The 16,056-nt window shown below is 39.6% G+C and carries 14 protein-coding genes; 7 read left to right on the forward strand and 7 right to left on the reverse strand.

Annotation, left to right across the window (positions count from 1 at the left end):
* Positions 1–17 precede the first annotated feature (17 nt).
* Positions 18–902 carry a helix-turn-helix domain-containing protein gene (locus BN8061_RS01445; protein WP_068595726.1) on the forward strand — a complete coding sequence of 295 codons (885 nt, stop codon included), beginning with the start codon at positions 18–20 and terminating at the stop codon, positions 900–902.
* A gap of 74 nt (positions 903–976) precedes the next feature.
* Here BN8061_RS01445 and queG read toward each other — a convergent pair whose 3' ends face one another.
* Both queG and ruvB read right to left on the reverse strand, forming a co-directional pair.
* Complete coding sequence (queG, locus tag BN8061_RS01450; RefSeq protein ID WP_068595728.1) at positions 977–1,921, reverse strand: tRNA epoxyqueuosine(34) reductase QueG; 945 nt, start codon at positions 1,919–1,921, stop codon at positions 977–979.
* A 29-nt stretch (positions 1,922–1,950) separates the two neighbouring features.
* On the reverse strand, positions 1,951–2,985 hold the full coding sequence (ruvB, locus tag BN8061_RS01455; RefSeq protein ID WP_068595731.1) for a Holliday junction branch migration DNA helicase RuvB: 1,035 nt from the start codon (positions 2,983–2,985) through the stop codon (positions 1,951–1,953).
* Positions 2,986–3,087: 102 nt separating this feature from the next.
* Between ruvB and hemH the strand changes: the two genes are divergently transcribed.
* From hemH to gmk, 6 genes are all read left to right on the forward strand, one after another.
* Positions 3,088–4,071 carry a ferrochelatase gene (gene hemH / locus BN8061_RS01460; RefSeq protein WP_068595735.1) on the forward strand — a complete coding sequence of 328 codons (984 nt, stop codon included), beginning with the start codon at positions 3,088–3,090 and terminating at the stop codon, positions 4,069–4,071.
* Positions 4,072–4,132: 61 nt separating this feature from the next.
* Positions 4,133–5,230 (forward strand): DUF3078 domain-containing protein, encoded by a 1,098-nt coding sequence (locus BN8061_RS01465; RefSeq protein ID WP_068595738.1) that lies wholly within the window; start codon positions 4,133–4,135, stop codon positions 5,228–5,230.
* 19 nt (positions 5,231–5,249) lie between these two features.
* Entirely contained in the window at positions 5,250–6,272 is a 1,023-nt protein-coding gene (locus tag BN8061_RS01470) for a DUF3078 domain-containing protein (RefSeq protein WP_068595742.1), read from the forward strand.
* Between the two features lie 93 nt (positions 6,273–6,365).
* Positions 6,366–7,595 (forward strand): imidazolonepropionase, encoded by a 1,230-nt coding sequence (gene hutI, locus BN8061_RS01475; protein WP_068595745.1) that lies wholly within the window; start codon positions 6,366–6,368, stop codon positions 7,593–7,595.
* An 80-nt stretch (positions 7,596–7,675) separates the two neighbouring features.
* Positions 7,676–8,536 carry a YicC/YloC family endoribonuclease gene (locus BN8061_RS01480; RefSeq protein WP_204207185.1) on the forward strand — a complete coding sequence of 287 codons (861 nt, stop codon included), beginning with the start codon at positions 7,676–7,678 and terminating at the stop codon, positions 8,534–8,536.
* Complete coding sequence (gmk, locus tag BN8061_RS01485) at positions 8,536–9,120, forward strand: guanylate kinase (protein ID WP_068595750.1); 585 nt, start codon at positions 8,536–8,538, stop codon at positions 9,118–9,120. The genes BN8061_RS01480 and gmk overlap by 1 nt, the downstream gene beginning before the upstream one ends.
* Positions 9,121–9,154: 34 nt before the next feature.
* Here gmk and BN8061_RS01490 read toward each other — a convergent pair whose 3' ends face one another.
* The 5 genes from BN8061_RS01490 to mutS all read right to left on the reverse strand — a co-directional run bounded on the left by BN8061_RS01490 (position 9,155) and on the right by mutS (position 16,018).
* Entirely contained in the window at positions 9,155–9,922 is a 768-nt protein-coding gene (locus BN8061_RS01490; RefSeq protein WP_068595753.1) for a C40 family peptidase, read from the reverse strand.
* Complete coding sequence (locus BN8061_RS01495) at positions 9,919–10,560, reverse strand: O-methyltransferase (protein WP_068595755.1); 642 nt, start codon at positions 10,558–10,560, stop codon at positions 9,919–9,921. Before BN8061_RS01495 ends, BN8061_RS01490 begins: the two co-directional genes overlap by 4 nt.
* A 79-nt stretch (positions 10,561–10,639) precedes the next feature.
* Positions 10,640–12,556: an acetate--CoA ligase gene (gene acs, locus BN8061_RS01500; protein WP_068595758.1), complete on the reverse strand. Its 1,917-nt coding sequence runs from the start codon at positions 12,554–12,556 to the stop codon at positions 10,640–10,642.
* 85 nt (positions 12,557–12,641) lie between these two features.
* Entirely contained in the window at positions 12,642–13,442 is an 801-nt protein-coding gene (locus tag BN8061_RS01505; protein WP_068595762.1) for a M48 family metallopeptidase, read from the reverse strand.
* 17 nt (positions 13,443–13,459) lie between these two features.
* Positions 13,460–16,018 (reverse strand): DNA mismatch repair protein MutS, encoded by a 2,559-nt coding sequence (gene mutS, locus BN8061_RS01510; RefSeq protein WP_204207193.1) that lies wholly within the window; start codon positions 16,016–16,018, stop codon positions 13,460–13,462.
* Between the last annotated feature and the right edge of the window lie 38 nt (positions 16,019–16,056).

Below are 16,056 nucleotides of genomic sequence, written 5' to 3' on the forward strand. Positions count from 1 at the left end.
CATGACAAGCATCAGTTATGAATCGGAAGTTGAAAAATACCCACAAAAGTAAAATCAAAGAGTATAGCATTGGTAATGAGACTTATATTGTTCAGCTCAACAATTTTACAGATTCTACCGATACCATCCTCAAAGGCTTAGACAAGCGATACATTCAATTCTACTTTTGTACAAAGGGAAATTTGATTTTCAATTTCAACCATGGAAGTTACAAAATCAACCTTACCGATGGACATAGTTTTTTGTTTTACAACCCGAATCTCGACATGCCTTTGAATCTGAATATCTCTGCCCAGAGCAAAGTCTTGATTATTGCAGTATCGATAAAAACCTTACACTCTATTTTTGCGCAATACAACATCAACAACGACATTATCGAACGCACACAATTCGACAAGTTTTACGAACAAAAAAGTTTCACAAGCAATATGCGTGCAATTCTCAACCAAATCGAAAACATGAACCTGAATCCTGCTTTCGAGAATTTGTATTTGTTGGGGAAAATGTACGAAATGTTCACCTTATATTTCGCCAATATCGAACACAAACGAGATTATTGCCCGTATTTGGACAATGAAGTCCAGGCCAGAAAATTGAAATTAGCAAAAGATATTTTGGTAGAAAATCTCAGCAAACCGCCTTTGATGAAAGATTTGTGCGAACGAGTCGAATTGTCTGAATATCACCTGAAAGAAGGCTTCAAAAAAATCTATGGCAATACGGTTTATGGTTATGTGTTGGATAAAAAACTGGAAATTGCAAAAGAAAAACTGATGGCTGGACAACACAAAGTGAAAGAAATTGCTTTCGAAATTGGCTATGAAAATCCTTCCCATTTCATCGCCGCTTTCAAGAAGAAGTATGGCGTGACGCCGAAGCAGTTTACCAAAGAAAACAACTGATCTTTGACGCCTGAACCATGAGTTTTTGACTTTGAATTTGCTTTCGAATCGCTTTCAGATTTGAGGAAAATTATTTATTTCTTTACGAAATCAATATTCCTTTTCAGTCCGCTAAATTTAGTTCGTTTTACAGGAGATTTTTTAAAAACTTTCCTGAAAACCTCTTCGGTAATTTCTTCCCAATCTTGTTTACTGAACTGATTGATTTGTTCCTGAGCAACGAATTTTTGCTCTTGGGTCGGAAGCGAAAATCTATTCCACGGGCATACCTCTTGGCAAACATCGCAACCAAAAATCCAGTCGTCAAACTTGCCTTGCATCTCATCAGGAATTTCATTTTTCAGTTCGATAGTGAAATACGAAATGCATTGACTCCCATTCACTGTTTTGTTGGGCAAAATCGCCGCAGTAGGGCACGCATCGATGCATCGGGTACAGCTGCCACAATGATCTGTTTCGATCGGATTATCGTACGCCAAATCCAGGTCGATAATGAGTTCGGACAGGAAAAAGAAAGACCCTTTTTGCTTGCTGATGAGCAATGAGTTTTTTCCTACCCAGCCTAAACCCGCTTTTTGTGCCCAGGCATGTTCTAAAATCGGAGCAGAATCTGCAAAAGCTCTACCTCTCACCTCGCCGATTTCTTCTTGTATGTAGTGCAGCAACTCTCGTACTTTTTCTTTCACCACAAAATGGTAATCTTCGCCTTGGGCATACATCGCAATTTTGTAACCATCGGGGTTGCGATCCAAATCTTGATAATAATTATAACTCAAAGAAATCACCGATTTGGCGCCCTCTACCAATAAGCGTGGATCTAAACGCAGATCGAAATGGTTTTCCATGTAAGACATCTGACCATGGTACTGGTTTTTTAGCCACTTTTCTAACCTTGGAGCTTCTTCTGCTAAAAAATCTGCTTTGGCTATGCCACAACTCAAAAAGCCTAATTCTTTGGCTCTTCTTTTGATGAGTTGCGAACGCTTTTCGAGCGTAAAGATTGATTCGGCTAGAAGCATTATTATTAAGGTATAGATAGGATGAAAAACTAATCGAAAAGTTCTTGTTGATTGGATGAATTCCCACTAAAATTGATGCCTAAATGTCGGTATGATTTTTCGGTTGCAATACGACCTCTTGCCGTACGCATCAGGTAGCCTTCTTGTATCAGATAAGGCTCGTAGACTTCTTCCAAAGTTCCTCCGTTTTCGCCTACGGCTGTTGCGATCGTCGTAATTCCGACAGGACCACCCTTAAATTTTTCTATTATCGTTCTCAGAATTCGGTTATCCATCTCATCCAGACCATTCTGATCCACTTTCAGAGCTTTCAGACTAAATTCTGCAATCGGCTTATTGATTCTTCCGTTTCCTTTTATCTGAGCAAAATCGCGGGTTCTGCGCAACAAGGCGTTTGCAATTCGAGGCGTTCCGCGGCTTCTACTCGCAATTTCTATAGCGGCATCTTCGTCTATTGGCGAACCCAGAATGCGAGCGCTGCGTTCGATAATTGAGCTCAACAATTCTACATTATAATATTCGAAACGAAAATTGATACCAAAACGCGCCCGAAGAGGAGCCGTCAACAACCCCGATCTTGTGGTGGCGCCGATCAAGGTGAAGGGATTGAGCCCGATTTGCACCGAACGTGCATTGGGACCAGACTCTATCATAATATCGATTTTGAAATCTTCCATTGCCGAATACAAATACTCTTCGATCACGGGCGACATCCGATGTATTTCGTCTATAAACAAAACGTCATTCGGTTCTAAATTCGTCAACAATCCCGCTAAATCGCTTGGCTTATCCAACACTGGACCCGATGTGATTTTGATGCCAACACCCAATTCGTTCGCAATGATATTCGCCAAAGTCGTTTTGCCCAAACCTGGAGGACCGTGCAGCAAAACATGATCCAAGGCTTCTTCGCGTAGTTTTGATGCTTTTACAAAAACTTCTAAATTTTCTAAAATATGAGTTTGACCTGCAAAATCGTCGAAACGTTGCGGACGCACCGTATCCTCATTTCGTAGATCATCATCTGGATAAAAGTCGCGATCTGGATGCAAAAGGTCTGACATATCGTGATATAAATTATTATGATAAAGTACAGTGATGTAATTACAATATATCGCTGTATTTTTGCACTACAAATTACGGAATAATTTTTTAGAATATTCAATATGAGCAAAGGAATACTGTTAGTCAATTTAGGTTCACCTGATTCTACCGATGTACAAGACGTGCGGACCTATCTACGCGAATTTTTAATGGATCCTAAAGTTTTGGATTCGCCTTGGCTCGTGAGAAAATTTGTGGTAGAATGTTTTATTTTACCCAAAAGACCAGTAAACTCGGCAGAAGCTTATCAAAAAATTTGGACAGACGAAGGTTCGCCATTAATTATTTATTCTAAAAAACTACAACAAAAAATTCAAAACAAAGTTGATGCGCCTGTTGGCTTGGCGATGCGATACAAAAATCCGTCGATAGCAGCCGGATTGCAAGAGTTGTACGATAAAGGCGTACGCGAAATTTTGGTCATTCCCCTTTATCCGCAATACACCATGAGCACGACCGAAACTGTTGTCGATAAAGTAATGGCGGTACAAAAAAAGAAATTCAAAGACGTAGACATCAAATTTCTGAAGGCTTTCTACAATCATCCAGATTACATCAAAGTCTTGGGAGATTCGATTAGAGAAAAGTTACCTTTACAATTCGACAAACTATTGTTCTCGTATCACGGAATTCCAGAACGTCACGATAAGAAAGCAATCGCATTTGGCAAACGCAACAACATCAAGGTCGAAACATACCGAAATCAATGTTTGGAAACGAGCCGTTTGGTTGCCGAATATTTGGGTTTGTCCGAAGATCAATACCATACCTCTTTTCAGTCGAGACTAGGTAAAGATCCCTGGATACAACCCTACACCGATCAGACCATAGAAGATTTTCCGTCGCAGGGCATAAAAAACCTCGCCATTTGTACGCCCGCCTTTGTTGCAGACTGCCTCGAGACTTTGGAAGAAATTTCGATGGAAGGCAAAGCGCTTTTTTCTAAAGCTGGCGGCGAAAATTTCACCTATATTCCATGTCTGAACGATCGCAACGATTGGATAGAGGTCTTGGTGAAATGGATAAACGGTTGGTTGAACCAATAGAAAATAATATCTTTGTTTCTTCAAAATTTAATAAAATCACCTTTTAAAAAAGATTGATTGAATGAAGAAATGGATTTGGTTTTTTTATCTTTTGCTTGGGAGTAGCGTTTGGGGGCAATTCTTAGACACCAACGGCAACCTGCTCTTCGACGGTAGAAAATACCTGAAATCTAAAGTCGACACTACGGGCAGAAAATCGGGCTGGGTAGTATCGGGAATCAACACTTTACAAATCAATCAGAATACATTTTCTAATTGGATTTCGGGTGGAGAAAATTCTGTTTCGGCGACAGCAAAAATTGATTACGAACTGAATTACCGCAAGCGAAGCCATTTGTGGGACAACCGTTTCCTTATCGAATATGGTTTTATGGATCACAAAACTTACGGAACACGCAAAACCGCCGACAACATCAACATCACCACTTCGTATGGTTACCTTTTCAAAGATTATTGGTACTTGATTGCTTCGGTAAACTTGCGTTCGCAATTCGACAAAGGTTTTGATTACAATGTAGAACCCTACAAACAGTTGTCCAATTTTATGGCACCAGGGTATCTTACCGTCGGGATTGGAGCAAATTATATCCCGAGTCCGCATTTTCAATTGAATATTCATCCCGTGACCTCTCGTACTACTTTTGTATTAGATAAAAATTTACAAACCAAAGGAAATTTTGGTCTCAGAAACGATGGAGATATTGCCTATTTCGAGATGGGAGCTTATGTTGGAGCCCGTTACCGAATGAAGCTTTTTGAGAATGTCTATTTCGACAATACCATTGGAATTTTCTCGAATTATTCTCACAAACCGCTCAACATAGACGTTGTCTATGCCGGCAATTTCGATATGAAGATCAACAATTTCATGTCAACTCAACTCTCTTTGAATTTGGTTTATGATGAAGATCAGATCAAAAAAACGCAATTCAAACAGACCTTAGGCGTCGGACTCACCTATAAAATCAGCAATCAAAAACCGCCAAACGAACGCAGAAAAAGAAGAAAACAAGACCGCATGGTGCATCCGACCCAGATTCCGATACAAGATTTGAAATTTAGACGCAGTTATTACAATAGAATGAAATTTGATTCTGTATTTTTGCAAAAAACAATTTCAGAATCTAATCTGAAATCAGAAACAATTTTCAACCCTTAAAATTAAACATTCTAGAACTATGAAAAAATTTTTCGCATCACTATTGATGCTCGGGCTTGCTAATGTTTATTCGCAAACGGTAGATGAAAACGGATTGAAAACTGACAGTAAACGCTACCTGAAAGAGCAAAATTACGATGGTCGCACAGCAGGATGGTTCATCAGCGGAAACAACTCGTTGCTATTCAGCCAAAGTGCTTTTGACAATTGGGTTGCTGGTGGTGTAAACTCTTTTTCGTTGAACGGAACCATGGATTACGAATTCAACCTTACGCGCGGTAAACACATTTGGGACAATCGTGTTATTTTAGGATATGGTATTTTGGCAAACAAAGGCGAAGATCAACGTAAAACCAACGATATCATCGACCTTACCTCGTCTTATGGTTACAGCATTGGCAATCATTGGTATTTAGCAGCAATGATGAATTTCAAAACGCAATTTACCACAGGATATGATTATACCGTAGATCCAAAAGAGAAAATCTCGAATTTTATGGCACCGGGTTATCTTTCGTTCGGACTTGGGGTGGATTATAAACCAAATGAAAATTTCCAAGTTAACATTCACCCAGTTACACCACGTTGGACATTGGTTACGGATAAAGATTTACAATATGCAGGAAACTTTGGTTTGGAAAAAGATGGCGACTCTTCACTATTCGAGTTTGGAGCTTACCTTGGCGCACGCTACAAATTGCAAATAATGGAAGGCATCACCTACGACAATCGTTTGGGAATCTATGCCAATTACTTAGACAAACCACAAAACATGGACATTGCCTATGCTGGCGTTTTGGATATGAAAGTGAACAAATGGATTTCTGCTCAAGTAGCCATCAACCTATTGTACGACGAAGACCAAATCAAACGTACTCAGGTGAAACAAACTTTAGGAATTGGATTCAATTACAAATTCGACAACCAACCAGTTGCTGAAGTAGATACTGCTTTGATGACAGAAGAAATTCCTTACATCGAAAATGACGAACCAGTTTTGGTATCTGCAAACACATCAGAAACAGTAGATTTACAATTATAATCATCACCATCATCAATACAGAAAGAAAAGCATCTACTAGGATGCTTTTTTTTGTTTGAAGAATATCCGTAATTTGTAAGAAATAGAAGCTATATGAAACTCATAGGACCATTCAAACAAATCATTACGCTAGAAAATTTACCCTTAAAAGGACCGCTAAAAGACGAACAATTAACCTATATAGAAAATGGTGGAATCGTTGTAGCACACGAGCAAATCGTGGCTGTTGGTGATTATACTTGGTTGCAAAAACATTACCCAGACAGCGAATTAGAAATCATCGAAAACGAGCAAGTGCTATTGCCGGGTTTTGTAGATGCCCACACCCACATTTGTTTTGGCGGAAACAGAGCCAAGGATTTTGCCATGCGACTAAACGGTAAATCGTACCTCGAAATCGCAGAAAGCGGTGGCGGAATTTGGTCTACCGTGACACAAACTCGGGCAAAATCGGAAGAAGAATTGACGGCGATTTGCTTGCAAAATGTACAAAAATTGATACAGCAAGGGATTACCACAGCAGAAGTAAAAAGCGGATATGCTCTTTCGGTAGAAGGCGAACTCAAAATGATGAGAGCGATAAAATCGGCGAAAGACAAAGCATCTATCGATTTGATTCCCACATTTTTGGGTGCTCATATGAAACCCAAAGACTTCGACGGAAGCAACCGTGCGTATTTGGATCTTTTGATTGAAGAAGTTTTTCCGATTCTGCAAAAAGAACATCTTGGTAATCGCGTTGATATTTTCGTCGAACAATCGGCATTTTCTGTAGAGGAAGGCGATTATTTTTTAGAAACTGCAAAAAAACAAGGTTTCGAACTCACCGTTCATGCCGATCAATTCACGCCTGGCGGCAGTCATTTAGCCATCAAACACCAAGCACTCAGCGCAGATCATTTAGAGTTTTCGGGCGAAGACGAAATAGCAGCTTTGGCACTATCAGATGTCGTAGCAACCGTATTACCCGGCGCTTCTATCGGGTTGGGAATGCAGTACGCACCAGCCAGAAAATTATTAGACGCCAATTGTTGTCTATGCATCGCCTCTGACTGGAATCCTGGTTCTGCACCCATGGGCAACCTACTCACGCAAGCCTCTATATTGGCAACATTCGAAAAATTATCGATGGCAGAAGTATTAGCCGCAATCACCTATCGAGCTGCAAAAGCCTTGGGTCTGGATGATCGCGGAAGTTTAACTCCAAACAAAAAAGCCGATTTTATCAGTTTCGAGACCGATGACTTCCGAAATATCATTTACTTACAGGGTCAGTTGCAACCTGCCATGGTTTGGAAAAATGGAAATCGAATCTTTTGCTAACGATTTATAATCAATCAAAATAAAATATTCTTAGTGGTACTGAAGAGAATATTCTTAATTTTGCGTACTATTTTTTGCATATGATACAATCAATGACCGGCTTTGGAAAAGCAGTTGTCGAATTACCAGAAAAAAAGATAAGCATCGAAATTCGATCTTTGAACAGTAAAACATTGGACCTGAACACGCGAATTCCAAGTTATTACAGAACCAAAGAATTGGATATTCGAAATCTTATCTCTGAAAATTTACAACGCGGTAAAATTGATTTCAATTTGAGTTGCGAACTCAACGCAGCTGCACGCAGTCAGAAACTTAATGCAGACCTGATTCGGGCTTATTTAGAAGATTTCAAAAAAATTACACCACAGGTTGCAGAAGCCGATTTGTTGCCCGTTGTGTTGCGCTTGCCCGATGTGTTGTGTACGCCACAAGAAGAATTGGAACTGGCAGAGTGGGATCAGATCAAACAAACCATTTTGGAAGCGATCAACGACCTCAACCAATTCAGAACAGACGAAGGCAATGCTCTGGCAAAAGAATTGCGACAATACATCCTTCAGATCTTGAATCTTTTAGAACAAATAAAACCTTTTGAGGGTGAACGAATAATTACAGTTCGCGAACGACTAGCCAAACGATTAGAAGAATTGGCTGTAGAAATCGACCAAAATAGATTGGAGCAAGAACTGATTTATTTTATAGAAAAGTTCGATATCACTGAGGAAAAAGTAAGATTGAAAAATCATTGCGAATATTTCTTGAGCGAATTGGACGCTGAGCAATCAAACGGAAAAAAATTAGGTTTTATTACCCAAGAAATTGGTCGAGAAATCAACACCCTTGGATCGAAATCCAACCATGCTGATATGCAAAAAATTGTAGTTCAGATGAAAGATGAGTTAGAAAAAATTAAAGAACAAAACTTAAATGTTTTATAATGAATAGAGGTAAACTAATTGTGTTTTCGGCCCCTTCTGGCGCAGGCAAAACAACATTGGTAAAACACGCTTTAGAAATCTTCAAGCAAGATTTAGCATTTTCCATCTCGTGTACAACACGCCAAATGCGAGAAGGTGAAACGCACGGAAAAGATTATTACTTTTTGGATCTGGAAGATTTTAAACAAAAAATTGAACAAAACGAATTCATTGAGTGGGAAGAAGTCTACACCAACAACTTTTACGGTACGTTGAAATCTGAAGTTGACCGCTTGATGGATGAAGGGAAATCGGTAATTTTTGATATTGATGTAGAAGGAGGACTCAACATCAAGAAACTTTATGGCAAAGATTGCCTTACGGTTTTTGTGCATCCGCCATCAATCAACAGCCTGAAAGAGCGTTTGCGTGCTCGCAATACCGAAACCGAAGAAAAGCTGAAACAACGATTAGAAAAAGCAGACCTCGAAATAGCAACAGCACCCAAATTCGATGTTGTTTTATGGAACGATGATTTGGACAAAGCTAAAAACGAAACGGTATCGATTATCCGAAATTTCTTGAATTTACACCATCAGATATAATGCTAAAGCCTTTGAAAAAAGGCTTTTTTTATACTCAATTGGGAATTATGCGTTTCAAGAAACGTAATTTGTGCGAATATTCTTGCGAATCGGTATTGAAAATGCCATTGGTGTCCAACGGATCGATGCGTACTTTACCATGTGCATGGATGATTTTACCATATTCTAACACAATTCCAACATGAATAATCTTTCCATCTTGGTTGTCGAAAAATGCCAAATCACCTGGCTCTGTTTCTTCTAAGAAACTCAACACCTCGCCCACCTCGGCTTGTTGCGATGCGTCTCGGGGCAGTTTGTACCCACAAAGTTTGTAAACTTGTTGCACCAAACCAGAACAGTCGATACCAAAAGTAGATTTTCCGCCCCACAGATAGGGAACATTGAGGTATAAATTGGCAAAATCTATCAATAATTTTTTCACTTTCACTGCTTGTATCACCTCCCCTAAATATTGAAATTCTTTTACACCGAAACCAAAAGTATTCTGGTTGTAATTTGGTAAAACAGCTCCCAAAGGCAAGGTAAGTGGTAAATCATTTTCTACCGCCAGATTGAATGCATCGGTCGTGTAAAAATTCATGTTCAGCTGTTGATACTCGTTTTCGGAAAGCTCGAAAAGCTGTTTGGGATCAACAAAGCCTTCATATCCATCAAAATCTGCTTTTATTTTGACCCATTTTTTTTCTCGTTCGAGTATGACTACTTTCTCACCAAAAAGCAATTGTGTTACCATCTCTGCCATATCGGTATTGGCTGATCTAACCGGAGCTACACTTACCTGACAAATTGCAAAACTCATTTCTTACGAATTAGGGTTATACCATCTCGAATTGGTAAAATTACAGAATCTACTCGTGAATCTTGGGTTACCATGCGGTTCAGTTCTCGTAAAGAACTGGTCTTTAAATCATTGATTTGCTCGTCTAAAACTTTTCCGTACCAAAGTACATTATCAATTAGAATCAAACCGCCCTTTCGCAACAAGGCTACAGCCTGCTGATAATACGTGGGATAAGATTGTTTATCTGCATCGATGAAAATCAAATCTACAGATTCGTTTTCAATGGTTTCCAAGCCCAACAATGCAGAACCGATTCGGTAATCTATTTGATGGGCAAAATGAGACTGATCAAAATATTTTCTCCCCAAATATTCCAATTCATCGTTAATGTCGAAGGTAATAATCTTACCATCAGCCTGCAAGCCTTCGGCAAGACACAAGGTCGAATAACCCGTGAAAGTGCCAATCTCCACGATTAATTTAGGCTGAATAATTTTCGAGATTAAACTTAACAATCGCCCCTGATAATGACCAGAAATCATATGCGGTTGGGTAGTCACCTGATAGGTTTCTACCAACAAATCATGCAACAATTCTGAGTATGGAGAAATATGCTCGTCTAAATATTGTTCTAGTTTCGGATCGATTGGAATCATAACAATCAAATATCAACAAAAATAAAAAATCGCAAGAAAACTCTACAACTTCCTTACGATAATCTTATGGTAAATGTATTTATTTTACTTCTTTCAGAATAGCATCTACCACAGCCGGATCCACCAAGGATGAGGTGTCGCCAAAATCATGCTTTTCACCCGAAGCGATTTTGCGCAAAATGCGACGCATAATTTTACCACTTCTTGTTTTTGGTAAATCTCGTACAAATTGTATTTTGTCGGGTCTTGCAATCGCCCCAATGGTACGCGAGACCAGCGATTTTATTTCGTTCTCCAATTCGAGAGACGGCTCATGCCCTTCGTACAGGGTAACGAATGCATACAAGGCATTTCCTTTGACATCGTGCGGGAATCCGACCACCGCGCTTTCTGCAACAATTTCGTGCTCGTTGATTGCGTTTTCTATTGGTGCGGTTCCCAAATTATGTCCAGAAACGATGACCACATCATCTACTCTACCCGTAATTCTATAATTTCCCATTGCATCGCGATATGCACCATCACCTGTAAAATAATACCCCTCGAAAGTAGAAAAATAAGTGTCGATATAGCGCTGATGATCTCCAAAAATTGTTCTTGCCATAGAAGGCCAAGGGAATTTAACCGCCAAACGTCCTTCGGCTTTTTCTGCTTTTTCATCTTCAAGTTCGTTTCCTGCATCGTCTATAAGCGATACTTGAATTCCGGGAAGTGGTAATGTAGCAAAAGTCGGACGTGTGGGAGTAATCCCAGCCAAAGGCGAAATCATGATGCTACCAGTTTCTGTTTGCCACCAGGTGTCAACGATTGGAGCATTACCTTTTCCAATATAATCATTGTACCAATGCCAAGCTTCTTCGTTGATAGGTTCACCAACAGAGCCTAATACTTTGATGCTCGACAAGTCGTACTTTTCGACAAACGAAAGAGATTGTTTTGCCAACGATCTTATCGCGGTAGGCGCAGTATAGAAATGGCTCACATTCAGTTTTTCGACCACCTCCCAAAATCGCCCGAAATCTGGATAGGAAGGAATACCTTCGAACATCACTGAAGTAACGCCGCACAACAATGGCCCATAAACGATATATGAATGCCCTGTGATCCATCCAATATCTGCAGTACACCAAAAAATATCGTTTTCATCCATCTGAAAAATATTATCGAAGCTATAAGCCACTTCGATCATATAACCTCCGCAGGTATGCACCATTCCTTTTGGTTTGCCCGTTGAGCCAGAGGTATACAAAATGAACAACGGATCTTCGGCGTCCATCACTTCGGCGTCGCAGTGGTCGTCAACCTTTGCCATTTCGTCTATCCAAAATTTATCTCGACCGCCCAACATGGCAGTAGACTCGAGTGCTCTACGATAAACGATTACATTTTGTACAGAAGGGCAACTCTTCAATGCCTCGTCGCAAATCGCTTTGAGGTTGATTGATTTTTCACCCCGAAAAACTTCGTTTGCTGTGATCAATACTTTACATTGTGCATCATTTATTCGGCTCGCTAAGGCTGAACTCGAAAAACCTGCAAATACAATAGAATGCACTGCTCCAATTCGTGCACAAGCCAACATCGCAAAGACCAATTCTGGAATCATCGGCATGTACAGACAGACCCGATCTCCTTTCCCTATTCCATTGTTCTTGAGCACATTGGCAAATTTACAAACTTTATGATGCAGTTGTTTGTAGGTTATGTGTCGAGTTTCTTCTAAGGGATTGTTGGGTTCCCAAATAATGGCAGTTTTGTTGCCTAATTTTTCTAAATGACGGTCTAATAAATTTTCGGTAATGTTCAATTTTCCAGATTCGAACCATCTAAAATCGGCAGTTCTGAAATCAAACGCCAAGGTGTTCGACCATCGTTGATGCCACCGAAAGGTTGAAGCTACTTCGTCCCAAAAACTGTCGGGATTCTCGACACTTTCTTTATAAGATTTTTTATAATCAGAAAAAGATTGAATTCTTAAATCTCTTAATTGTTTCATATCGTGTTTGTATTGTTTTGTCTAAAAATAATAAAAAAAGCGTTAAATTAATAATTCAACGCTTTTTTATTCATTTTTTTAATTTTTATTTTCCTTTGTAGGGACTCGCATTATAATATTGTAAGGCTTGCGGCAATACTTCTTTGATTTTTGCAATTCGCGTAGCATCGCTAGGGTGCGTACTGAAAAAGTCTGAGCCTCCTGATTTTCCTTGCGACATTCTCTCCCAAAATGGAACAGCTTCGCTAGGGTCGTAACCTGCCATCGCCATAAGATATAAGCCAGTGACGTCTGCATCCAACTCCATCTTGCGCGAATAATTCAACAATACTCCTTGTCCGCCAAAATTGTACAATTCTCCAATGACGTTTGCGTATTGTGAGTTAGAAACGGCTCCACTCAACAGTTGACCTCCATATTGAGCAAAAACTTGTTGTGAAATCTGCTCTGCACTATGCCCTGCCAATGCGTGACCAATTTCGTGTCCCATCACAACTGCTAAGCCAGTTGCGTTTTTGGTAACGGGTAAAATTCCAGTATAGATGGCAACTTTACCTCCGGGCATACACCATGCGTTGACTTGATTATCTTGTATCAAACTGAATTGCCATTGATACCCCTGCAATTGACTCGAAATTCCTAATTGTTGATAGTACTTTTCGGCAGCAAATTTTAATCGTTCACCAACGGTTTGCACCATTTTGGCATCGGCTGTCCCAGTCACAACTTTACTTTCTTTCAATACTTGGTTGTATTGAGTAAATGATTGTGGGAATAATTGCGCATTTGACACAATCGACAGAGATTTGCGTCCCGTAACTGGGTTTGTGGAACAAGCTGCAATCAGCATTCCTATACCCAAAGTCGAAATTATAATTCTTCTCATTTTTATAATCAGTTTGGTTAATGTCCTAATTTCTTTTTTATTTCATTCAACTTCATCAACGCTTCTACAGGCGTTAAGGTATTGATATCTGTTTTCAGAATTTCTTCTCGAATGGCTTCCAAAATCGGATCGTCTAACTGAAAAAAACTCAATTGCATTTTGTCTTCAGTAAGCTTTTTAGTACGATCGGTAAGCTTTTCGTTGGCATGTGAATTTTCTAAAACTTTCAAAATTTCATTCGATCGATCGAGCACCCATTGCGGCATTCCTGCCATTTTTGCGACGTGAATTCCGAAACTATGTTCGCTTCCGCCAGGGACTAATTTGCGTACAAACAAAACGTTGTCTTTGGTTTCCTTTACACTTACATTGAAATTTTTTATTCGTTCCATACTCGAAGCCATTTCGTTGAGTTCGTGATAATGGGTTGCGAATAAAGTCTTGGGCTTTGTTGGATGATTGTGCAAATATTCTGCAATCGCCCAAGCAATAGAAATTCCATCATAAGTGCTCGTTCCACGACCAATTTCATCTAACAAAATCAAACTTCGTTCCGAAATGTTATTTAGAATGCTTGCCGTTTCGTTCATTTCGACCATAAAAGTAGATTCACCAGACGAAATATTATCGGAGGCTCCTACTCGTGTAAAAATTTTATCTACAATTCCGATACACGCCTCCTCTGCTGGGACAAAACACCCCAATTGAGCCATGATTACAATGAGTGCGGTCTGACGTAACAATGCCGATTTACCAGACATATTTGGACCTGTGATCATGATGATTTGCTGATCGGTCTTGTTCAATTTCACATCATTGGGCACGTAATCTACGCCAACTGCTAATTGTTTTTCGATTACGGGATGCCGCCCGTTTTTGATTTGCAAATCGAGATTATCGACAACGGTTGGTTTGTGGTAATTATTTTCTACCGAAATTTCAGCGAAAGTAGAAAGAACATCCAAATAAGCAATTTGATGCGCCGTTTGCTGTATAAGTTCTATTTCTAAAATAATTTTTTCGATGAGGTGTTGGAAAAGTGTGGTCTCTAATGTCAAGATCTTCTCCTCTGCCCCCAAAATTTGGTTTTCGTACTCTTTCAGTTCCTCGGTAATATAGCGTTCTGCATTTACCAGGGTTTGTTTGCGAATCCATTCTTGCGGCACCTTGTCTTTGTGCGAGTTTCTTACTTCTATATAATAACCAAAAACGTTGTTGAAGGCTATTTTGATAGATGGAATTCCAGTCTTTTCAACTTCGCGCAAACGCATTTTTTCTAAAAAATCTTTTCCCGAAAACTGAATTTCGCGCAATCGATCCAATTCTGTCGAAACTCCTACCGCGATAACATTTCCGCGTACTAATAAATGCGGTGGATCATCGGTCAAGGTTTTTAAGATTTCGGATGAAATAAAATCCAAACGTTCAACTGACCCAAAAAGTTTTTGTAAATCTGCCTGATTGGATTGTTGAGCTTTTCGCTGAATTTCGAAAACGATTTGAAGGCTCTGTGCAAGTTGTAAAACCTGCTTTGGCGAAATTTTCGCAGTTGAAACTTTTGCTGCATAGCGTTCGATATCGGATAATTGCCCCAACAAAGACCGAAGCTGTTCACGCAAATCATTTTCAACAACCAAATATTCAACCAATTGTAAGCGCTTCTCTATCAACTTTTTATCTTTCAGAATACTGACCATCCACCGGTGCAGCAAGCGACCGCCCATCGGACTGGCAGTCTGATTGAGAATATCCAACAACGCAACTCCTTTTGGATGCGAAGGATACAGCAATTCGAGATTGCGAATAGTAAAGGGATCCATCCAAACGTATTGTTCCAAATCTATACGTTGAATAGAGGTGATATGCTTCAGATCGAAATGATGCGTATCATCTAAATAGGCAAAAATAGCGCCCGAAGCTATCACACTTAGGATTTGACCTTCTATCCCGAAACCCTTCAGCGAATTGGTTTTGAAATGATTGAGCAGTTTGTCTTTGGCATAATCTAACTGAAATGCCCAATCTTCTAAATGAAAAATATTCGGATTATCTAGGAAAGGATAATTTGTTCTTTTCTGTAGGATGATCTCCGAGGGTTGATAGCTTTGTATAAGCTTTTGCAACTGTTGTTGACTCCCTTGGAAAACCAAAAATTCGCCAGTAGACAAATCGAGAAGAGCGGCACCAAAATTTTTATCTTGATGATGAATTGCCATTAAAAAATTATTTTTTTTGGCATGCAGTACTTCGTCGTTTAGAGCCACACCTGGCGTTACCAACTCGGTTACACCTCGTTTTACAATGCCTTTTACAGATTTTGGGTCTTCGAGCTGATCGCAAATGGCAACTCGCAATCCAGCTTTTACCAATTTTGGCAAATACGTATTGAGCGAATGATGAGGAAATCCAGCCAGCTCTTTATCTTTCTCCGAACCATTTGCACGTTTGGTCAATACAATATCCAAGATTTTGGAACATAAAACCGCATCCGAACCGAAGGTTTCATAAAAATCTCCTACTCGAAACAATAAGAGCGCATCGGGATATTTTGCTTTGATGGCATTGTATTGTTGCATCAAAGGTGTTTCCTTTTTCTTCACTATTTTTGACAAAA

The organism is Vaginella massiliensis, assembly GCF_900089075.1.
Lineage (GTDB): Bacteria > Bacteroidota > Bacteroidia > Flavobacteriales > Weeksellaceae > Weeksella > Weeksella massiliensis_A.